This is a genomic window from Pontibacter deserti, assembly GCF_023630255.1.
Lineage (GTDB): Bacteria > Bacteroidota > Bacteroidia > Cytophagales > Hymenobacteraceae > Pontibacter > Pontibacter deserti.
The window spans coordinates 62,508-83,176 of sequence record NZ_JALPRS010000001.1 but is presented as its reverse complement, the minus strand read 5'-3'; the positions used below and the strand labels follow the sequence as shown (position 1 = coordinate 83,176).

Here is a 20,669-nt window from a genome sequence, read left to right as displayed (position 1 = left end):
GATAGCTTAAGCTATAGCTAACTTGAGAAGTATAGATTATTAGCCTTTACCTGCTTCTTAATTCTATAGGGACAGATCACGACCTGTCCTTTTCTGTAACTATAAAACTATTGAAGTAACTATAGCAATAACAAATCTGTCCCCTTGAGGACAAGTGAGAACGGGAGTTCGAAACTTGCGACCGCAGGTCATAGGGGTGTTGAAACGGCAACTATAAAACCAACTACAGCTGTAGAATAAAAAACTCTCCGCCTTAGACAAGGAGCAAATTAAGGGGTAGCTGGAAACCTAGAACTATAAACTTATAGCTAAGGCAAATCCTGATTCGTACAGTAACCCCCTTCCCTGCTATTTACAAAACCTAACTAGGTCGCCAACCATTCACCTAGCAAATCAGCCATTTTGCCGATAATTAGCTATAGTTTGTATAAAGCAGTTTCAGACTTAAAATTCCTTTAGTATATTCACTTTGACTAACCATACTTTGTGTTCAAAATCAGAACCATATGAAGAAACCAATACACCCATTAAAGGGCAGCTGGAAGAAAAATCTGCTTCTGCTCTGCTCATTGGGTCTGTTCCTGGAGCCGGCAATGGCGCAGGATGCAGCCAAACCTAAAAAAGACGCTCCGAAGAAGGAAGAGAAAAAAGATCTGCCTTTAGAAGGTGCACGCAAGATCAGTATCAATACCAGCGAAGGATCATGGCTGGCACTGGACGTTAGCCCGGACGGTAAGCAGATCATCTTTGATATGCTGGGCGATCTTTACCTGATGCCTATAACAGGGGGTAAAGCAACCCAGCTAACCGATGGTATGGCTTTCGATACGCAAGCTCGTTTTAGTCCAGATGGTAAATCTATCGTGTTCATTTCGGATAGAGATGGCGCTGACAACGTCTGGACAATGGAACTGGCAACTAAAAAGCCAAAGCAGATCAGCAAAAGCAAGAATGAGAACTTCTTCTCTGCTGAGTGGACACCGGATGGTGAATACCTGGTGGCTTCGCGCGGACGCCGCAACCTGAAGTTGCACCTTTATCATAAAGATGGCGGCACTGGTGTACAACTGATTAACAAACCAGAAACCATGAAAACTGTTGAGCCGGCGTTCGGTAAAGACAGCCGATACATCTGGTTCTCACAGCGCAACGGTGCCTGGAACTATAACGCCCAGTTGCCACAGTACCAATTAGCTACTTTTGACCGCGAAACCGGAGAGATAGATGGTAAAACAGCACGTTATGGGTCTGCCTTCACTCCAACTCTTTCTCCGGATGGCAACTGGCTGGTATATGGTACGCGCCATAACAACCATACAGGCTTAGTAGCACAAAACCTGCAGACCGGTACTGAAAAATGGCTGGCTTACCCTGTACAGCGCGACGAACAGGAGTCTATCGCTCCGCTTGGTGTGTTGCCTGCCATGTCATTTACTCCGGATAGTAAAAACCTTATAGCCTCTTATGGTGGTAAGATCTATAGCATTCCGGTAGCTGGTGGCCCTGCCAAAGAAATACCTTTTGAAGTTAAGACTGAGATCGCTGTTGGCCCGCAACTGGACTTTAAATATCCGATCAAAGACGACAAGATGATGACAGTAACGCAGTTGCGTGATGCAGCTGTGTCGCCGGATGGCAAGCGTGTTGCTTTCACTGCCCTGGACAGACTCTATGTCATGGACTATCCGAATGGTACACCAAAACGCATCACAGATCAGGACTTTACACAGGCGCAACCAGCATGGTCTCCGGATGGTAAAACTATAGCTTATGTAACCTGGCACGAAAAGAACGGTGGAGCTATCTATAAAACTAACGCGAATGGCAAAGGCAAACCTGTAAAGCTAACGCAGGAAAACGCTGTGTTCCAGGAGCCGGTTTGGACACCAAATGGTGAGCGCATCGTGTTCGCAAAAGGTTCGGCACAATCTTATAAAGAGGAGCCAGGCCCGGGTGCTTTCGATTCTCGCCAGACGTTGAACTGGATTCCGGCGAAAGGTGGTAAAACTACGTTTGTAACCAATGCAAACATTGGCGCTAACCCACACTTTGTAAAAGGCGATGACCGCATTTACCTTTACAGCTATGCTGATGGTTTGATATCGATTCGTTGGGATGGTACCGACAAAAAATCATACCTAAAAGTAAAAGGTATAACTACGTTTGGTACTGTAAACGGCGATGGTGTGATGGAAGAAATGTGCCACATGCTGCACCAGAACGAGCGTGAGCCACAGCAACAGCCATCTACTGCTACCACACTTATCAAAGCTCCGGTTGGCGATAAAGCGTTAGCGCTGATCAACAATGAGATCTATGTAGTTACTATTCCGGTAGTAGGTGGCGAAACACCAACTATATCTGTAGCTGATGTAGCTACGTCGCAGTTCCCAAGCTGGAAGTTAACCGAAATTGGTGGTCAGTTCCCGAGCTGGTCTGCTGATGGTAAAACTGTTTACTGGTCTATTGGTAATGGTTTCTTCGCTTATAACCTGGATGAGGCCAGAGCGAAGAAAGAGCAGATGGACCTTGATGCTGAAAAGAAAAAAGAAGCTAAAGCAAACGGTACCGAAGCTAAGACTGATAGCGCCAAAGCTGAAAAAGAAGCTATCGTAATCGAAAACTATAAGCCGAAAGAAACTAAGATTGCAATTCAGGTTCCACGTGATATCCCGCAAGGTATAGTATTGTTACAAGGTGCGCGCATCGTTACTATGAACGGTAATGAAGTTATCGAGAACGGCGACATACTGGTAGAGAACAACCGTATCAAAGCTGTTGGCAAATCTGGTTCATTAACTGTACCACAAGGTGCTAAAGTAGTAGATGTAAAAGGTAAAACTATTACTCCTGGTTTTATAGATACGCACTCGCACATGTGGCCGCGCTGGGGCGTACACACCAACCAAGTTTGGATGTATGCTGCTAACCTGGCTTACGGTGTAACCACTACCCGCGACCCACAGACCGGAACTACAGACGTACTTACTTATGGTGACTTAGTGGATGCCGGTAAAATGGTAGGCCCAAGAGTTTACTCTACTGGTCCTGGTGTTGGTTTCTGGGCTTATAATATTAAGAGCTTAGACCACGCAAAAAGTGTATTGCGCCAATATTCCGAGTACTACAATACCAAAACTATAAAAATGTACTTGGTAGGTAACCGCCAGCATCGTCAGTGGGTAATTATGGCTGCTAAAGAGCAGGGCTTATTACCAACTACTGAAGGCGGTCTTGACTTTAAACTGAACATGACGCAAGCCATAGACGGTTACCCAGGTCACGAGCACTCATTCCCGATCTACCCGCTTTATAAGGATGTAGTTGACTTTGTAGCCAAAACACAAATGGCTTATACTCCTACCCTGCTTGTGTCTTACGGTGGGCCGTGGGCTGAAAACTATTACTATGCAACAGAGGATGTAGTAGGTGATAAAAAGCTAAACTACTTTACACCTAAAGCAGAACTGGACTCAAAAGCACGCCGCAGACCAGGTTGGTTCACGAAAGATGAGCACATCTTCTCTCGCCATGCCGAGTTTGTTAACAATTTAGTTAAAGAAGGTGGTTTGGCTGGTGTAGGTTCACATGGTCAGTTGCAGGGTCTTGGTTACCATTGGGAGCTGTGGTCGGTGCAGTCTGGTGGCATGAGCAACCACGATGCACTTAAAGTTGCAACTATACTTGGTGCCAAATCGCTTGGTTTAGATGGTGATATCGGATCGATCGAAACTGGTAAACTGGCTGACCTTGTAATTATGGACAGCAACCCACTGGAGAACATCCGTAACACGAATACTATAAAGTATGTGATGCGTAATGGCCGCCTGTTCGATGCCTCTACAATGGATGAACTGGCACCTACTGCTCGCAAAGCCCCTGATTTTGACTGGCACAGCGCTACCCCGGTAGGCGTACCAGGTATAAAGCAATAATCTTTAGTTATCAAATTGTAAAAGCCCTTCACCTGCGTGAAGGGCTTTTCTTTTTATACTTCAAATTATCCTAAAACTACTTTTTTAAAGTACATTAAAACAACAATATAGCAATGCTTTTGTATTGCTAAAATATTATATTTGCTAAGTTAAAGCCGCCTATACTTCCGACACAAAACAAACTTTACAACGTTACTCCTGATGATTACACTTCTACTTGTCCGAATTTTCCTGCTCATTATAGTGCCCGACTCAAAGGCTGCTAATGCACACGTTCCGACAAGTCATCAGAAGGTGGCACAACACCATAAGGCCGAAGAATTAAACGAACTTAGCAAAGCCCAATGGTACTCCAACCCAAAACAGTCTGTAGCCTATGGCAAAGAAGCTATTCAGATTGCCAGTAAACTGAATGATAAACCACTGCTCGCTCAGGCGTATAATAATACAGGAGCCGGCTTCTACAATTTAGGAGACTACAATACTGCAGCAGACTATTACTACAAAGCCATAAAACTGCGCGAGGTGTTAGCAGATACAGCCGGCCTGAGCGCGAGCTACAATAATATTGGCAACATTTACAACAACCAGCACAACTATAAAAAAGCGCTTATTTATTATAATAAGGCACTTCATTTAGCTAACAAAATTCATGATCCATTATCTATTAGCCGTGCTTTAAATAATATAGGTATTGTACACCTGCGCCAGAAAAACTTTGATACCGCTTTAACATACTTCCTGAGGGCGCTTCCGCTGAAAGAAAAAGCAAAAGACCTAAAAGGTACCGTTATAAGCCTTATAAATATTGGAGATGCCTATCAGAAACTTGGTCAGTATGATCAGGCACTGCACTACCTGCAACGTGGTTTAGCGTTAACCATAGAAACAAATAATCTGCACGACCGGATCTACGCTTTCCGTGGGCTCGCTGAAACATATCAGGGGCTAAAAAATTCTGAAAAAGCCATTGCATTCGGACTTAAAAGCTTAAACCTGGCTGAGAAATTACATTCGAAGGCAGAAGCAAAAATATCAGCTGAAGTGCTTCATACAATTTACAGCCAGACAGGAAATTATGAGCAGGCTTACCGCTACCTTAACCAATTTGTAGCTTACAGCGATAGCATTAACAACGAGGAAATTACCCGGCAGACCACCAGCTTACAGGTAAAATATGAGACTGCTCAGAAAGAAAAAGAGAACCTGAAACTACTAGCCGAACACGAGCTGCACGAACAGGAGATCGAACATAAAACCATTATTCAGTATACCACAATCGGGCTACTGGCTCTTGCATTAACTGTAGTTGTGCTGATATACCGGGGCAACCAGCGTATGAAGCGCATGAACAAACAGCTTAACGTAAAGAATAGAAAAGTGAGCCGGTATAGCGAAAACATTAAGCAACAGAAAAACGAACTGGCAGCCCAGGCGCTTATACTTAAAGACCAGAAAGAAGAACTGGAAAAATTAAACCAGTTAAAAGACAAGCTCTTCTCTATAGTTGCCCATGACTTACGCGGCCCGCTGCTCTCACTGAAATCGTTGCTGCAGGTGCTGGCAATGGGCAAGGTAACAGAAGATAAGTTTGTATACTTTGCCAAACAGCTGGAAAACCAACAGGAGAACACACTCTGGTTAGTAGATAATCTACTTCTCTGGGCCAGGTCGCAGATGCAGGGCACTTGTGTTAAAACCAACAACATCAGTATTAAGAAATTAACCGAGGAAAGTATAAAAGTGCTGGAGCTGCCGGCACAGCGTAAAGGTATAACCCTGCACAACCTCGCAGATCCGGAATTATGTGCCCTCGCGGATACAGATATGGTTATGCTTGTGCTTCGTAACCTCATCGCGAATGCCATAAAATTCAGTAATCAGGATGATATTATAACCATAGAAACAGAGTTAGTAGAAAATAACATGCTGCAGGTAGCGGTGCGCGATACAGGTACTGGTATAAGCGACGAAAATCAGGCACGTCTGTTTGGGCTTCGTAGCCTTACTACGCTAGGCACAGCAAAAGAAAAAGGAAGCGGACTTGGACTAGCGTTATGCAAGGATTTCATAGAGTGCAACAACGGCAAGATATGGGTTGAAAGCTCCCCAGGCGAGGGCAGCACCTTTAAATTTACTTTACCTGCGCTTGTGCAAACTACAGTCGCTACTCCCAAGTTACACACTGCAGAGCTGGTGTAGAACTACAATAACCTGTATTAAGTATACTAGTTAAACTTCCTGTATATGCTCCGCATCCTATTTTTATACTTTGCCTTATGCTGTACCCTTGCCTGTAAACAAACCGACAGAGAAGAAGCACAGGAACAATACCGCCAACGCCAAAGGGCAAATCAGGAACAAACGCAGCAGGAAAATACCACTCCAACACCCGAAACCCAATCCGCACCGGCCTCAGAAAATACAGCCGTTGTAACACCTTCTACTACTGCCGGCGATAAAGTGGTAGCCATAAAAGATGGTGACACTATAGAGCTGCTCCGTAACGGCCAAACTATAAAAGTAAGACTTTATGGCGTTGACAGCCCTGAGAAAACCCAGGACTTTGGCCAGCGAGCCCGCCAGTTTACTTCAGATTTAGCTTTCGGTAAAACAGTACGCCTGATAGAGCATAACAAAGACCGCTATGGCCGCACAGTAGGCACTATTATACTTCCGGATGGGCGCAACCTGAACGAAGAGCTTGTGAAGAATGGTTTTGCCTGGCACTACAAGGCTTATTCTAAAGACCAGAACCTTGCAAACCTGGAAGTGGATGCACGCAGATTTAAACGGGGTCTGTGGGCAGCACCAAACCCTACCCCACCCTGGGACTATAGAAAAGATAAAAGAACAGCTTCAGCTAATAAGAAAATAGCCACTACTCCTGCTGCCTTACCTGCTGGAGCCACTACGCGCAATGTATACATCTGTAACAGCACTGGCTCAAGTGTTTACCATCTTACCAAAAATTGTTCAGTTCTTAAGCGCTGCAAAGTTGAAGTGCTAACCATAACAGAAGCCACTGCTATTCAGAGGTATAACAGGCGGGCTGATAAAACCTGTAGCTGAGATTAAAACTATCTTTATATTTGCAGGATTTCCTATTTAATATGCACAAGAAAACAACCAAACGTTTACCTACTTTAACAGGTAATGCCTTTGCATTTTTTATACTTTGCAGCACGTTTTTAGCAGGTTGCCAGCCTTCAGAGCAACAAGAGACCACAACTACTGCTGTGGAGCAAACCACCGCTGCCGCTGATAGAGTTCAGCGCCGTCCGGCTCCTAAGTTTTACATTATACCGCCTGGTTCAGAGCGCACTAGGGTTTTTGTATGCGATAATGGGAACGATGATGTATTTCACAAAGACGGAGGATGTAAGGTATTTACGGACTGCAAAGGCACAAAGCGGAATGTATCGTTACAACGTGCTATAGAAGAATTCGGGCGCTATAACTGCGAAGTGTGCAGTAAAGAGTTAGGTGATATATTCGACGACAAAAAGATCAGATAAAGAAAAAGCCCCTTTCGGGGCTTTTTTTATTTTCTTTCATGTAAGATCAGCAAAGGTACTTCTGCCTTGTAAGTCATCCGGTCGGCGAGACGTTGTGAGAACATTTCTGCAAAAAAGCCTCTGTCTCTTCTTAATATAGCTAAAACACTGGCATTTTCCTCTTCAAAATAGGTTTTTAAACCTTCGTCCAAGTGCTTATTCACAACTTCTTTCATACACATTGTAGCACTCGGAAACTTCTGCATTACCTCATTCCAGAAGCTATCTGCACGTTCTTTCGATTCAGAAGATGGCGTTTTAGATACGTGCACCAGATCTATGCAGGCGCCAAAAATGTTGGCAAATTCCACTACTTCGTGCAGGGCTGTTAAGTCTTCGGGTATATAGTCTGTAGCATATACAATTCTGGTAAAATCCGGAGCCTTGGCATGTGCAGGTACTGCCAGCAAAGGGGTTCTTACCTCTTCTACCACCGCTTCTGTGTTGCTGCCGATCAGGAGTTCTTCAAGGGCATTTCCGCCACCGGTTGTTCCCATTACAATAAGTCCGTAGCCTTCGTTTTTGGTAAGATGTTCCGCCAGGTCTGTCAGCAATGCTTCTTTAATGATGTAATCGCAGGTAAACTCGCCGCTGCGGTTAGCACCATGCATTTCTTCAATCTGCATCACCATTGCTTTCAGGCGCTCACCTGCATCCCGTATCTGCTCTCCTAAAAGTTCGCTGGCCACCAACGCTGTTTCTGAAGTATCTACTATAGGCAGGTGCACCACGTGCAGCAACGAAAGGTGGGCGCCAGATTTGCGGGCAATATAAATAGCATAATCTAAGGCCTTGGCGGCAGTTTTAGAGAAATCGGTTGGGCAGAGTATCTTTTTCATGAGTTTTAGTTGAGCATGTAGTTCATTTATATGCTAAGATTGCTATGTATACGCAACCTGCCAAATCTGATAAACGGAAAAAAATCAAAAGTGATAACAATCACCTTACAAGACATGCATCAACCTAAAGAAACTGGTGCTAACTTATACTTCCTGCCCTAACGCCTTTACTTCTTTCCAGGACCAGTTATACTTTGGCATTATACCTTTATAGGCCTCACGGTAATGCTGCACCACCTCCACTTTTAACACTGATACAGGTATACTTGAACTATAGATTTTACGCTGCGTGGGATTGTCGTAGGCTTCCTCCCGGTTTAAGTTTTCGCCATCAAGCCGTAGCAGTGGACCGGTTTCAGTTACAGAATCATACGTCCAGGTATAGTTAGATTGCTCCAAGGCATCCAGTTTAGCGGCAAGCGCAGCCATAGGTAAGCGTGGCAATGTTGGTCTTGAGGCAATATCTACCCAGGTGGTATACTTATACTCTAACTCGTAGCGGTTATTGTCATAACAAGTCAAAACAATGTCAAATCCGGCCGTGCGGCTGAACAGGGCATAATAATGTACAGGTTCGGGTGTTTCTATGATAATAAGTCCGATCTCTGGATGGCGTGTAAGTTTGGTAGCCGGGCTATACATGGTACGGTAACCGAGCAATACATCTCCAACTTCATCTTCCCAGGCGCCACGTTCCCAGTCCGGGTCTTTTAGTACCTGTTTAAATCGTGGCAGGAAATACTCAAACTTTTTCACGCACTGCGCTACTTCCTTTTCTTCCATCTCGTCGGCAGCAAAAGGCTTGTAAAACAGTTCGCGCTCTCGGGCATTGATCCAGCAAATCAGTTTCAGCGCTTCGCCAGCCAGCGGGTGGTTCAGGTCCAACTCCCGGAAGTCTCCTATCAAAGCCATCTGGCGCAGCAGTTCTTCATGCTCCAGTGCCAGTTCAGGATTCAGCAAACTCCATACACCTACAAATCCGTCTATATCAAAATGGTTGGCAGTTACATAAGGCAAGTCCAGTCCGGCAACATTCTGGTGAATTGCATTTAACACAATAGCTGCGCTGGTGTCACCTCGTATCTCGTTAGGGGTAGGTGCGCCGCGCCAATGTGAAAGTATAAGCCCGTTCGGGTGGGTGCTGTCAACTATAATGGCTTTTTTATCTTTTAATTCCGAGAAAGGTATAAACTGCTTTTTGCTCATAAGTATAAAGGTCTGAAACTGGCAACAGAGAAGCAAAATTGTAGCTTACTGATTACAGGATAGTCGTTACTTCAAGTATAAGTTTACTTCTTTTTATTACGGCCACGGCGGTTAGTAATACGCTCCAGGCGCTTGCCTTTTACCCATTTCAGGTATTTCTGTAGCGGCTCGGCCTGTTGCAGTGCAGGTATAGAGTTGTAAAGTATGGCTAGCTCGCGGTTGGTAAAGGTAAGGTGTAAGGTACTATGGCAAGGCTGACACAAGTCGGCAGTTGCACCATAGCGGCCGCCCTCTTCACGGGGCACCAGATGATGCCTCGACACATGCTGCACTTCGCGTCCGCACAGCTCACAAAAATGCTCCTCCTTTTTACCTGGCATAGGCTATACTTTATTTTACTAAACATTTATCTATTGCTGCAGGTTTTATACGCTTTCGTGCTAAAGTATAAGTGCGCCTACCACATATTCCGTATGTATAATTTGTACATTTGCCACCCTGCTTTGCCTGAACTATAAACTATGAAAATGCATCAGAACCAAGATACAGATATTGCCGCACCGGAAGCTGAGGTGCTGGTTCCTAAAAAAGAAATACGCGAAGGACTGCTGATCTTTACATTGGCTGCCATCCAGTTTACGCATATGATGGACTTCGTGATCATGATGCCGTTGGGACCACAACTGATGCGCGTGTTCAACATTTCACCAAGTGAGTTCGGTTTGCTGGTTTCAGCTTATACGTTTAGTGCTGCAGTAGCCGGTTTTCTTAGCGCACTCTTTATCGACAGGTTCGACAGGAAACATGCCATGCTGGGCTTATACCTTGGCTTTACGCTTGGCACACTAGCCTGCGCGCTTGCACCCGGTTATACGTTGCTGTTGGTGGCGCGTGTGGTGGCCGGTGCTTTTGGTGGTGTGCTGGGTGCCCTTATACTTGCCGTAATCGGCGATGCCATACCCGAAGAAAGACGTGGGGCTGCAACAGGTAAGGTAATGGCTGCTTTTTCGGTGGCTTCTATTGCAGGTGTGCCGGTTGGTTTATACTTAGCCAGCATCTCGAGCTGGCATGCGCCATTTTACTTACTGGCTGGTTTGAGCTTCCTGGTATTACTGGCATCTTTTAAACTGCTCCCTCCTATGCGTGGCCACCTCACCAATGCGGTCAAGCAAAACCCTTTCCTGGTACTAAAAGAGATCCTGCAAAAACGAAACCTGCAATGGGCCATGGCTTTGATGATCACGCTTACGATGTCAGGATTTTTGGTGGTTCCGTTCATAAGCCCTTATATGGTAGCCAATGTGGGCTTCTCTGAAACTGAGCTAAGCTATATTTATTTGTTTGGTGGTATTGCTACCGTGTTTACTTCGCAATGGGCAGGCCGCCTGGCAGATAAGCATGGTAAGCACAAAGTGTTTATTATTTCAGCATTACTTTCGCTTATACCTATTTTACTGATTACGAATCTGCCACCAGTACCTCATTATATGGCACTTATGGTTACCACGGTGTTCTTCATCTTCTTTGGAGCCCGGTTTGTACCAGCTATGTCACTTATTACTTCCAGCGTAGAGCCTAAACTGCGCGGCAGTTTTATGAGCATCAATTCATCTGTGCAGCAGTTAAGTGCGGGGGTGGCAGCATTTTTATCAGGGTTAATTGTGCAGGAAGCTGCGGATGGCAAGTTGCTGCATTTTAACTGGGATGGTGTGCTGGCGTGTCTCATTACGCTTGTAACTATTTGGGCAGTGCGCTACATCAAGACTGTTGGCTAGGCTTATACTTTTCCGGAGTTGGTTCGTAAGTATAAACCACAAAACCTGAGAAACTATGGCTAAGAAATCTTTTAACGAACTGATCAGTAGCCCGGGCATGCCGGTTTTAGTTGATTTTTATGCTGACTGGTGCGGCCCCTGCAAAGCCATGAACCCAGTTATACAACAGGTGGCTTCGGAGTTTTCGGGTAAGCTGAAGGTGATAAAAGTGAACGTGGATAACAATCAGGCTGCCGCCTCACAGTACCGTGTGCAGGGTGTGCCTACGTTTATACTTTTCCATAAAGGCCAGGCTGTCTGGCGACAGTCAGGTGCGTTGCCGGGTAACCAGTTAGCGCAGGTTATAAAGCAGTATGTTAGTTAATTTAGTCCAGTTGTAAGAGTTGATACAGATGTGTCTTCAGCTTTTATAGTTTAAGCAATTACGGTACTTCCTAAGAGTTTGCCTAGCCCCTCCTTTTCAAAAAAAATCTTACCAATCTTTAACTGTGACCAACCATGTTGAAGTTTATAGGTGAAGGTAGGTGTTCCATTTTGTAACAAACATTCTATACAATACTTCTGTACACTTTCTCTGTTATCCGAACTAAGCTGTTCTTCGAGTTGCAGCAAGTGTGTTGAAACCCAGAAACAGGATCCCTTCTTGGTTGCCAATCCATCTATAGTTGCGCGTGTTATTTCCAGTGCATCGTCTACATTTGTGCCTCTAAATATTTCATCAAACACGGCAAAACACTTCATCCCGCTGTGTGTGGCCTCTAGCACTGATTTCAGATTATTTATCTCCGCCATAAAATGACTATAACCATCATGTAAGTTATCATTCAGGTTAATGGCTACAGCAATTGTCTGAAAAAAAGGAACAGTACAGGCAGAAGCCGGCACAGGAAAACCAATTCTGGCAAGATAAACACATAAACTTATAGCTTTAAGCAAGGTAGATTTGCCCGACATGTTTGGGCCAGTGAGTAAGACCACATTCTGCACGGCATCTATCGCAACAGAATTTTTAACAGGCATTTTTACAACCGGGTGATAAAAATCGGTGATCTGAAAACCATTATCCTCAAAAGCAGCAAATGTGAATCTGTGTGTTTGTATAGCTTTGGCTACCGACCAATGCGCTTCAAAAGAGAAGAAGAATTTCCAAAAAGCTGTTATCTCCTGCGGGTCAAGTGTGGAAAGTATTTTTGAAAAAGTAACTATACTTCCTAGACGAAACCTATGCTCCTGCACAAGCTCTGAATGCATTTTCAGATTTAGTTTATTTAGAAATGTTATAGCATATTTTAAATCAGACTTAAATTTATCAGGAAAAACAGCACTATTCATGCGATTAAGGTATTGCTGCTGCAAACCATTCAGCAATAAGATTAGCTGCACCAGTTTTGCTTGCAACTGGGTTTTTTCTGAATCAAACACTTTCAGCCGTAACCATCTCATCAATTTGCCCTCACGTTTGCTCACACCTGTCCCTGCCATATTATCCATGAAAGCATGCACTTCCAGCAGATCAAGCCTGCGATAAGTAAACTGTTCAAGTATAGCCCAGTTTCCAATCATTCCTCTGATAATGGCAGTACGTTCCGCTACTTCAATTTCTGTTTCGGGTACGGTATGCAGCAGGTGTAGCAATTGATTTTCAGCATGTAAGTTATTCGTGAAGTTGAAGAATGGAAGCACATCTTCCTTAATCTCAGATCCTGTACCTGCATCATAGTTGGTTAATACCCTTTATTCTCTGCTGATTAAACACTTTATACTTTGCTTCATTACCAGTAAGCTACAACTGCAACGTAAACACCGTTGGTCCGCCGGCTTTGCTATTCACTCTTATACTGCCGCCGTGCTGGCGCATGATCTGTTTAGACAAACTCAGGCCAATACCGGACCCTTGTCTTTTTGTAGTGTAGAAAGGTATAAACAACCTGTCGAGTACATCATCCGGGATGCCTGAGCCGTTATCACGCACCTCTATCCGAACTTTATACTTGTTGTTATCATCAGCATACGCAACCACTTCTACCTGCGGAGCTTTACTTTGCCGGCAGGCTTCCATGGCATTTTTCAGTAAATTTATCAGTACCTGTTCCAGTTGTTCGGGGTCTGCCTGCAGGGTTATATCAGAGGTTGGCAAGTATACAGCGAGGGCTACATGTTCTTTCTCAAAATCTGGCTTCATCAGGGTGTGCACATCGCGAAGCAGTTCATTTATACTTACGTCCTGTAGTTCGGGCAATGGCAGGCGCATCAGTCTGCGATAATTCTTCACAAAGTGCAGCATACCTGTAGCGCGGCGCTCTATTGTTTTCAAGCCATCCTGAATATCTTCCAGGGCTTCGTCACTAAACTCACAGCCTGCCTGTTTTGCTTTTATTTCTTCTTCCAGTATGCCTGTAACTGTAGATGTAAGCGAGATAACCGGCGTTACCGAGTTCATTATTTCATGTGTCAGCACGCGTATCATTTTCTGCCAGGTCTGCACTTCCTGCTCTTCCAGTTCGGCCTGTATGTTATGCAGCGATATGATCTTTATACTTTTCCCCTGCGATACCAGCACCGTGGCATGTACTGATAGCAGCAACTGATCGTGATTATGATGTAGCGTAACCAGTGCTTTCTCGTTGTTCGTAATCCGCTGCAATACATCCAGAAGTTGCTTGCTTACCCTGTCTAGCGCTTTGATATTTGTCAGGTGAGGCAGGCTGAGTTGCTCTTTAGCCACGTGGTTTAGCAGCAGTACATTTCCGCTCTCATCAAAAGAAAGTATACCAATGCCTATGTGTTCTACGATGGCTTGCAGGTATAAATAATGCGCCTGCTTTTCAGCTTTTATCTTCAGGAAGGAATCAGATATCTCGTTAAAAGAATGGTACAGATGGCTGAAGGTCGGATTACCCCCTTTTTCGGGAAAGCGCTGTGTAAAATCAGATTGCCGGATAGATTCCAGAAAGCTGGTGATGTCGCGATTGGTGCGTTCTACAAAGTGTATCAGGCCATATAACTGCAACGTAAGCAGCACCCCCAGGCAGAAAGCAGTAATGTACCAATCGGTGCGGAACAATACCACAATCAGGGCCACCATACTGAGCATAGCCAGGCAAACCTGTACTAGCAACCTGACCCTGAAATGATTAAAGACCATGTTTCTCGATGCGGCGATAAAGTGCAGTGCGGGTTATACCTAGTTCTTTAGCAGCGTGCGTAATGTTGCCGGAGTGTTTTACAAGCACTTTCTGCACCATCATTTTCTCAAGCTCTTCCAGCGTATGATCGCCTTCTGATATCCCCTGCCCACTATGCTGTACTTTATCGGAAACCTGAATGCCATCTACGCCCGGTGCAAAATAAAAGTCATCAGCTTGCAGTTCGTTGCCATCGCAAAGTATAACAGCACGCTCCAGCGCATGGTCCAGTTCACGAATGTTACCCGGCCAGCGATATTCTGACAGACGACGAAGCGTTTCTTTGCTTATACCTAGTTCAGGGCGGTTATACTTCTGACTGTATATTTCCAGAAAATGCTCGGCGAGTAGTTTTATATCTTCGCGTCGCTCGCGCAGTGGCGGTAATTGTATCTCAACGGTATTAATGCGGTAAAGCAGATCCTGGCGGAAGGTACCCTGTTTTACCATGTCGTAAAGCGGCATATTGGTAGCGCAAATCAACCGGATATCAATGGGCCGTGGCTTGTTAGTACCCAGCCTGATCACCTGGCGGTTTTGCAGCACTGACAGTAGCTTTGCCTGGAGCGCCAACGATAAGTTACCGATTTCATCCAGAAACAATGTACCGCCATTAGCTGCTTCTATTCTGCCTATCCGGTCTTCTTTGGCATCGGTAAAGGCTCCTTTGGCATGGCCAAACAACTCGCTTTCAAACAATGTTTCGCTTACAGCACCCAGATCCACTTTTTCGAAGGCATGATTTGCTCTTTTTGATCGCTGGTGTAGGGCTCTGGCAGCTACTTCCTTGCCTGTTCCGTTCTCACCAAGTATAAGCACATTTGCGTCGGTAGCGGCAACTTTCTCTATGGTCTGGTATACCCGCTGCATAACCGGCGAAGTACCTATAAACTCCCCATAATGGAAGGTTTTATAATGAGATGATTTTGCAACTGAAGGTAGAGGTTGCTCCTGACGATGCTGGCAGGCTGTTTTAAGTATAGCTACAAGTTTTTCGTTTCTCCAGGGTTTCAGTACAAAATCGGATGCACCTTCTTTTAGCGCCCGTACCGCCAGTTCTATGTCGCCGTAGGCGGTCATAAGTATAACCGTAACACTGGGGTCAAGCTGTTTTATCTGCTTCAGCCAGTGCAGGCCTTCTTTGCTTGAGGTAGCTCCAGCGCTATAGTTCATATCCAGCAATACCACATCTATGGGCTGCTCTGTAAGTATAGCCGGTATCTGGTAAGGGTCTGAAGTGGTTTTAACATACGTAAAATGCTGTTTCAGCAGCAGCCTGCCGGCCGTCAGAATATCTTCTTCATCGTCAACAATTAAAATCTGGCAGGCAATTTTACTCATACATCAAGGCATTATTTTTATTATTGAATGTACTAATGTAAGTCTTTTTTATGCAAAAAATCAAACTGTCTGCCATGCAATAGCTGTTGTCTGCGCCCTGTTTCAGGTTGTTCCCCATATCTGCATTTCAGGAGTGTCCGCTTGCAGACAGTCCACTGTACGTTTGCGGACAGTCTATATATATCCTCAAGACTATCAACCACTATAAAATACTGTAAAACAGGATGTTATATAAAATGGCACATATATTGACAAACAGAAAAACACAAGACCTACAATTACCTTTACTATGGATCGCGTTATTGAGAAAAAGAAGTACACACCTAAGAAAATAGCCATTATAGCTGCTGTTACATTAGCACTCGTGGTAGTTATCTACAACCTGCTTTTTGCAGAGCGCACATCTAAATTAAATGTAGAAGCACAGCGTGTTACAATGGGTAATGTGCAGGAAGGTACTTTTCAGGAGTTTATAGCAGTAGATGGCTCTGTCGATCCGCTTAAAACATTTTTCCTGGATATAACAGAAGGTGGCCGTGTAGAAAAGATTTATACCGATGATGGCCGAATGGTGCAGAAAGGCGACACCATACTTAAGCTCTCTAACACTACGCTCCAGATCGACTTTATGACGCGCGAAACGCAGCTCTATGACCTGATGAACGAGCGCCAGAACTCAGAGATTACCATGAAGCAGGACCAGATCCGAAAAATGAATGAGCTGGCCGAGATTGAGTATAACATGACAACTGCGGAGCGCACCTATACCCGCAACAAAATGCTGATAGCAGAAGGAGCGATCTCAAAAGAAGAATATGAAACTTCTAAAGACAATTACTTATACTTAAAACGCCGCAAAGACCTGGCAGATCGCTCAGTAAAGCAGGATGCCCAATTAATGAATGACCGACTGCGCCAGCTCGATGAATCTATCCGTCGCATGGAGGCTAATATTAATATGGCCCGCAATACCTTAAACAACCTATATGTAGTGGCTCCTTTTACAGGCCAGTTATCTACCTTAAAAGCAGAAGTTGGCGAAAGCAAAGCAGCCGGCGAGAACATTGGCCAGGTAGATGACCTGAACGGCTACAAAGTAAAAGCAAACATTGACGAGCATTATATTTCCAAAGTGTATCCGGGACTGGATGGCAGCTTCGATTTTAACGGAAAGACCTATAAAGTGAAAGTAGTTAAAGTGTTCCCCGAAGTGCAGAACAACACCTTTCAGGTAGATATGGAATTTGCAGATGGCACCCCGGAAGGTATACGCCGTGGCCAGACGCTGCAACTTAAGCTGAACTTAAACGATGGTGCCAAAGCCATACTTTTACCACGCGGTGGCTTTTACCAAAGCACTGGCGGTAACTGGGTGTTTGTAGTAGATAAATCAGGGGACTTTGCAGAAAAGCGAAGTATAAAACTGGGCCGCCAGAACCCAAACTATTACGAAGTGATTGATGGCCTGAAACCCGGCGAAAAAGTAGTGCTATCCTCCTACGACAGCTACGGCGACATAGACCGGCTGGAATTGAAATAGATAGTTGATTGCTGATTGATAATTGCTTAAAAACTATACTTACATAACAAGAGCTAACAATCAACAACTAACAATAAACAATTAAAATTATCCGCTCCGCTAGTACAAAATAAAACTAAAAAACATTTAAAGCTACTCCACAAAATGAACAAGGAACTATTAATCGAAACACAGCAGCTGCAGAAAAAATATGTAACTGACACTGTAGAAACTACTGCACTTGCAGGAGTTGACCTGCGTATTGCTAAAGGCGAGTTTGTAGCTATCATGGGCCCATCGGGCTGTGGTAAATCTACACTGCTTAATATACTTGGCTTACTGGATAGTCCATCTGGTGGTACATTCAAATTCCTGGGTCAGGATATTACACATGCCAGCGAACGCCAGCGTGCTAAAATACGCAAACAGAACCTGGGCTTCGTATTCCAGAGCTTTAACCTGATTGATGAGTTGACTGTGGAAGAAAACATTGGCCTGCCACTGGCTTACCTGGGCATGAGCAAAGCCGAAACCGAGAAACGCGTAACCGAAGCCATGGAACGTATGGGCATTGCGCACCGCCGCAACCACTTCCCGCAGCAGTTATCCGGCGGTCAGCAGCAGCGCGCCGCTATTGCCCGTGCTACGGTTTCGAGCCCAAGCCTTATACTTGCCGACGAACCTACCGGTAACCTGGACTCGGTACATGGCCGCGAGGTGATGGCTTTATTAACCGAACTGAACGAGGCTGGCACAACTGTGGTAATGGTAACGCACTCTCCTTCCGATGCTGAATATGCGCACCGTATAGTTAACCTCTTCGACGGACAAATCGTGACAGAGAACCTTAACGTACGCAAACATGCTGCAGAACTACTTTAAAGTAGCGCTCCGCAACCTGTACCGTAACAAGGTATACTCAGCCATCAACATCGCCGGACTGGCGCTGGGGGTGGCTTCCTGTATCCTTATCTTTTTATATGTGCAGGATGAACTAAGCTATGAAAAACACTTTAGCAAAGCAGACCGCATCGTACGTGTGGCCGGCGAAATAGAGCACGAAGGCCAGACTAACAGATTTGCTTTATCGGCACCTATACTTGCCCCTTACCTGCTCCGCGATTACCCTGAACTGGAGCATGTTACCCAACTGCTGAATGCCCGCAAACAAACCATCTGGTACAACAATAAAAGCTTTAACGAAGATAACCTGATCTTTGCCGACAGCGCCTTCTTTGAAGTATTTGATTATGAGTTTTTGGCAGGTAACCCCGCCACAGCCCTGGATGAGCCCCGGACTATAGTAGTGAGCAACCTGATGGCAGAAAAATACTTTGGCGGCGCTGAGGAGGCCATTGGCAAAGTATTAAAATTCAGCCGGGACTCGTACCGTGTAACAGGAGTGTTTAAGGATAAAGGCCACTCACATATACAGGCAAACGCTTTCTTAGCACGCAGCACCTTCGATACCAAACGCCAGGATGAGCTCTCTGATGAGAACCACTGGTTTAATATGAACCGCTATACCTATGTGCTGCTGCGGGATGCCTCTCAGATTGCTCCTTTCCAGGAAAAGCTAAAGACATTTGCAGCCACACACGTAACCCCCTGGATAAAAGAAAACAAACTGGATGCCGTTATGAGCTTTGTACTCCAACCGCTGGGCAGCATCCATTTCGATACAGTGTATGAGTCTGATATGTCTCCGCCGGGCAATATCAACTACCTCTACATTTTTGCAGCTGTGGCTGTATTTCTGTTGCTGATAGCAAGTATAAATTACATGAACTTGGCTACAGCACGCTCCTCAAAACGTGCCCGAGAAGTAGGTTTGCGCAAAGTTGTCGGGGCCTACCGTTCCCAGATCATCGGGCAGTTCATCGGCGAGTCGCTGCTGATCACGCTGATAGCTGTTGTTCTGGCGTTGGCCCTGGCCCAGATCCTGATACCAACCTTTAATAACCTTACCGGAAAGCAGTTCGACGCCAATTTCTTTTTACAGACAGAAGTACTGCTAGCGCTTTTTGCCATTGTTGTGTTCATTGGCGCCGTTGCAGGCAGTTATCCGGCCATTTTTTTGTCAGGATTTAAGCCGGCTGATGTTCTGAAAACCGATAAAATGCCAAAAGGCGGTAGCGCTGCCTTACGCCGTACGCTGGTAGTGGTGCAATTCACCATTTCGCTTATTATGATCATTGGCACACTGGTAGTTTTTAGCCAGATGCAGTTTCTGAAGAACCGGAGCCTGGGCTTCAACAAAGAACGGGTGCTGGCCATCGACATACCTGTCGGGGATTCGGTACTGGTGCAGCAATTGCCAAGTATAAAACAGGAGCTACTCAGCAACCCTAACATCGAGAGCGTGTCGAACACGGCCAATATTCCGGCTGAGCCTCTGAGCACATTACTTGTTTTTGCTGAAAAGAATGGGCAAACGCTGCAAAACACCATGAATGTCATGTTTGTAGACTATGAGTTTATAGATGTTATGGGTATTGAGGTGAAGCAAGGCCGCAACTACTCCCGAAGCTTTAAAACAGACCTGAAAGGTGGCTTGATTATAAACGAAGCCGCTGTTAGGAAAATGGGTTGGAAGGAACCGCTAGGTAAACGCATACAGGTAGGTGACTGGGACGCAAAAGTGATCGGGGTAGTAAAAGATTTTCATGTTACTTCGTTGCACAATAAAGTAGAACCACTGGTACTGGCCCTGGCACCGACTTCTCCGGGATACTTGCTGTTGCGGTTAAAGCCACAGGATATGCCGGCAACCATAGAATATGTGCAGGCAAAATGGCAGGCATTTGACCAAAAACACCCAATGGAGTACTTCTTTATGGATGAACACTTTGATAAGCAGTACCGGGCCGAAGAAAAGATGCTGACCGTTTTCGGGTATTTTGCCGGGCTTACCATATTTATCGCATGCTTGGGTTTATTCGGCCTGGCATCCTTTACAGCAGAACAACGAACCAAAGAGATCGGTATCCGCAAAGTGCTGGGCTCTTCTACCGGAAGTATAGTCTTGCTTCTCTCCCGCGATTTTGCAGTGCTGGTGCTTATAGCTATACTGCTGGCCATACCTATTGCCTGGTACGGAATGGATAAATGGTTGCAGGACTTTGCTTACCGTACTAACCTGAGCTGGTGGATATTTGCTGTTGCCGGAGTGGCCGCCATGGCCATTGCGCTGCTCACGGTAAGTTTTCAGGCAGTTAAAGCTGCCCTGCTCGATCCTGTAAAAGCTATCCGTACACAATAACCAAGTATAGCAGGGCTCTAAGGCTTTTGTTTATACCTTATATCTAACCT

The 20,669-nt window shown here is 45.2% G+C and carries 15 protein-coding genes; 9 read left to right on the top strand and 6 right to left on the bottom strand.

Translation table 11 applies throughout. The annotated features are described in order from the left end of the window. Positions 1-506: 506 nt before the first annotated feature. The 4 genes from MJ612_RS00350 to MJ612_RS00335 all read left to right on the top strand — a co-directional run bounded on the left by MJ612_RS00350 (position 507) and on the right by MJ612_RS00335 (position 7,453). Entirely contained in the window at positions 507-3,935 is a 3,429-nt protein-coding gene (locus MJ612_RS00350) for an amidohydrolase family protein (protein ID WP_250418995.1), read from the top strand. A 201-nt stretch (positions 3,936-4,136) separates the two neighbouring features. Next, positions 4,137-6,137 (top strand): tetratricopeptide repeat-containing sensor histidine kinase, encoded by a 2,001-nt coding sequence (locus tag MJ612_RS00345; RefSeq protein ID WP_187028383.1) that lies wholly within the window; start codon positions 4,137-4,139, stop codon positions 6,135-6,137. Positions 6,138-6,182: 45 nt separating this feature from the next. Then, positions 6,183-7,007, top strand: coding sequence for a thermonuclease family protein (locus tag MJ612_RS00340; RefSeq protein ID WP_187028382.1), 825 nt, complete (start codon positions 6,183-6,185; stop codon positions 7,005-7,007). A gap of 41 nt (positions 7,008-7,048) precedes the next feature. Next, positions 7,049-7,453: a hypothetical protein gene (locus MJ612_RS00335; protein ID WP_187028380.1), complete on the top strand. Its 405-nt coding sequence runs from the start codon at positions 7,049-7,051 to the stop codon at positions 7,451-7,453. A gap of 26 nt (positions 7,454-7,479) precedes the next feature. On the opposite strand, the gene MJ612_RS00330 is transcribed toward MJ612_RS00335, so the two are convergent. The 3 genes from MJ612_RS00330 to MJ612_RS00320 all read right to left on the bottom strand — a co-directional run bounded on the left by MJ612_RS00330 (position 7,480) and on the right by MJ612_RS00320 (position 9,917). Beyond that, entirely contained in the window at positions 7,480-8,331 is an 852-nt protein-coding gene (locus MJ612_RS00330) for a universal stress protein (RefSeq protein ID WP_187028378.1), read from the bottom strand. 144 nt (positions 8,332-8,475) lie between these two features. Beyond that, positions 8,476-9,537 (bottom strand): DUF6687 family protein, encoded by a 1,062-nt coding sequence (locus MJ612_RS00325; protein ID WP_187028376.1) that lies wholly within the window; start codon positions 9,535-9,537, stop codon positions 8,476-8,478. Positions 9,538-9,620: 83 nt separating this feature from the next. Beyond that, entirely contained in the window at positions 9,621-9,917 is a 297-nt protein-coding gene (locus MJ612_RS00320; protein ID WP_187028374.1) for an HNH endonuclease, read from the bottom strand. Positions 9,918-10,058: 141 nt separating this feature from the next. Here MJ612_RS00320 and MJ612_RS00315 point away from each other — a divergent pair, with 141 nt between their 5' ends. Together MJ612_RS00315 and trxA are read left to right on the top strand one after the other, a co-directional pair. Then, positions 10,059-11,312 (top strand): MFS transporter, encoded by a 1,254-nt coding sequence (locus MJ612_RS00315; RefSeq protein ID WP_187028372.1) that lies wholly within the window; start codon positions 10,059-10,061, stop codon positions 11,310-11,312. Between the two features lie 55 nt (positions 11,313-11,367). Then, positions 11,368-11,676, top strand: a complete 309-nt coding sequence (trxA, locus tag MJ612_RS00310) for a thioredoxin (protein WP_187028370.1) — start codon at positions 11,368-11,370, stop codon at positions 11,674-11,676. Between the two features lie 50 nt (positions 11,677-11,726). On the opposite strand, the gene MJ612_RS18375 is transcribed toward trxA, so the two are convergent. From MJ612_RS18375 to MJ612_RS00295, 3 genes are all read right to left on the bottom strand, one after another. Then, the gene (locus MJ612_RS18375; RefSeq protein ID WP_187028368.1) at positions 11,727-12,995 is read right to left on the bottom strand and encodes a MutS-related protein; all 1,269 of its coding nucleotides are present in this window, start codon (positions 12,993-12,995) and stop codon (positions 11,727-11,729) included. A gap of 100 nt (positions 12,996-13,095) precedes the next feature. Then, positions 13,096-14,457 (bottom strand): sensor histidine kinase, encoded by a 1,362-nt coding sequence (locus tag MJ612_RS00300; protein ID WP_187028366.1) that lies wholly within the window; start codon positions 14,455-14,457, stop codon positions 13,096-13,098. Continuing rightward, positions 14,447-15,838 carry a sigma-54-dependent transcriptional regulator gene (locus MJ612_RS00295; protein ID WP_187028364.1) on the bottom strand — a complete coding sequence of 464 codons (1,392 nt, stop codon included), beginning with the start codon at positions 15,836-15,838 and terminating at the stop codon, positions 14,447-14,449. The genes MJ612_RS00300 and MJ612_RS00295 overlap by 11 nt, the downstream gene beginning before the upstream one ends. A gap of 289 nt (positions 15,839-16,127) precedes the next feature. On the opposite strand from MJ612_RS00295, the gene MJ612_RS00290 reads away from it, so the two are divergent. The 3 genes from MJ612_RS00290 (at position 16,128) to MJ612_RS00280 (ending at position 20,619) form a co-directional block, all read left to right on the top strand. Continuing rightward, a complete protein-coding gene (locus MJ612_RS00290) occupies positions 16,128-17,378 on the top strand; it encodes an efflux RND transporter periplasmic adaptor subunit (protein WP_187028362.1) in 1,251 nt (416 codons plus the stop codon). A 144-nt stretch (positions 17,379-17,522) separates the two neighbouring features. After that, positions 17,523-18,239, top strand: a complete 717-nt coding sequence (locus tag MJ612_RS00285) for an ABC transporter ATP-binding protein (RefSeq protein WP_187028360.1) — start codon at positions 17,523-17,525, stop codon at positions 18,237-18,239. After that, on the top strand, positions 18,220-20,619 hold the full coding sequence (locus MJ612_RS00280) for an ABC transporter permease (RefSeq protein ID WP_187028358.1): 2,400 nt from the start codon (positions 18,220-18,222) through the stop codon (positions 20,617-20,619). Before MJ612_RS00285 ends, MJ612_RS00280 begins: the two co-directional genes overlap by 20 nt. Positions 20,620-20,669: the final 50 nt, after the last annotated feature.

Coding starts and splice junctions, on each gene's coding strand:
- MJ612_RS00315 (WP_187028372.1), top strand. CDS start 10,059: ATGAAAATGCATCAGAACCAAGATACAGATATTGCCGCACCGGAAGCT.
- MJ612_RS00335 (WP_187028380.1), top strand. CDS start 7,049: ATGCACAAGAAAACAACCAAACGTTTACCTACTTTAACAGGTAATGCC.
- MJ612_RS00295 (WP_187028364.1), bottom strand. CDS start 15,838: ATGAGTAAAATTGCCTGCCAGATTTTAATTGTTGACGATGAAGAAGAT.
- MJ612_RS00320 (WP_187028374.1), bottom strand. CDS start 9,917: ATGCCAGGTAAAAAGGAGGAGCATTTTTGTGAGCTGTGCGGACGCGAA.
- MJ612_RS00285 (WP_187028360.1), top strand. CDS start 17,523: ATGAACAAGGAACTATTAATCGAAACACAGCAGCTGCAGAAAAAATAT.
- MJ612_RS00325 (WP_187028376.1), bottom strand. CDS start 9,537: ATGAGCAAAAAGCAGTTTATACCTTTCTCGGAATTAAAAGATAAAAAA.
- MJ612_RS00350 (WP_250418995.1), top strand. CDS start 507: ATGAAGAAACCAATACACCCATTAAAGGGCAGCTGGAAGAAAAATCTG.
- trxA (WP_187028370.1), top strand. CDS start 11,368: ATGGCTAAGAAATCTTTTAACGAACTGATCAGTAGCCCGGGCATGCCG.
- MJ612_RS00330 (WP_187028378.1), bottom strand. CDS start 8,331: ATGAAAAAGATACTCTGCCCAACCGATTTCTCTAAAACTGCCGCCAAG.
- MJ612_RS00345 (WP_187028383.1), top strand. CDS start 4,137: ATGATTACACTTCTACTTGTCCGAATTTTCCTGCTCATTATAGTGCCC.
- MJ612_RS00290 (WP_187028362.1), top strand. CDS start 16,128: ATGGATCGCGTTATTGAGAAAAAGAAGTACACACCTAAGAAAATAGCC.
- MJ612_RS00340 (WP_187028382.1), top strand. CDS start 6,183: ATGCTCCGCATCCTATTTTTATACTTTGCCTTATGCTGTACCCTTGCC.
- MJ612_RS00300 (WP_187028366.1), bottom strand. CDS start 14,457: ATGGTCTTTAATCATTTCAGGGTCAGGTTGCTAGTACAGGTTTGCCTG.
- MJ612_RS00280 (WP_187028358.1), top strand. CDS start 18,220: ATGCTGCAGAACTACTTTAAAGTAGCGCTCCGCAACCTGTACCGTAAC.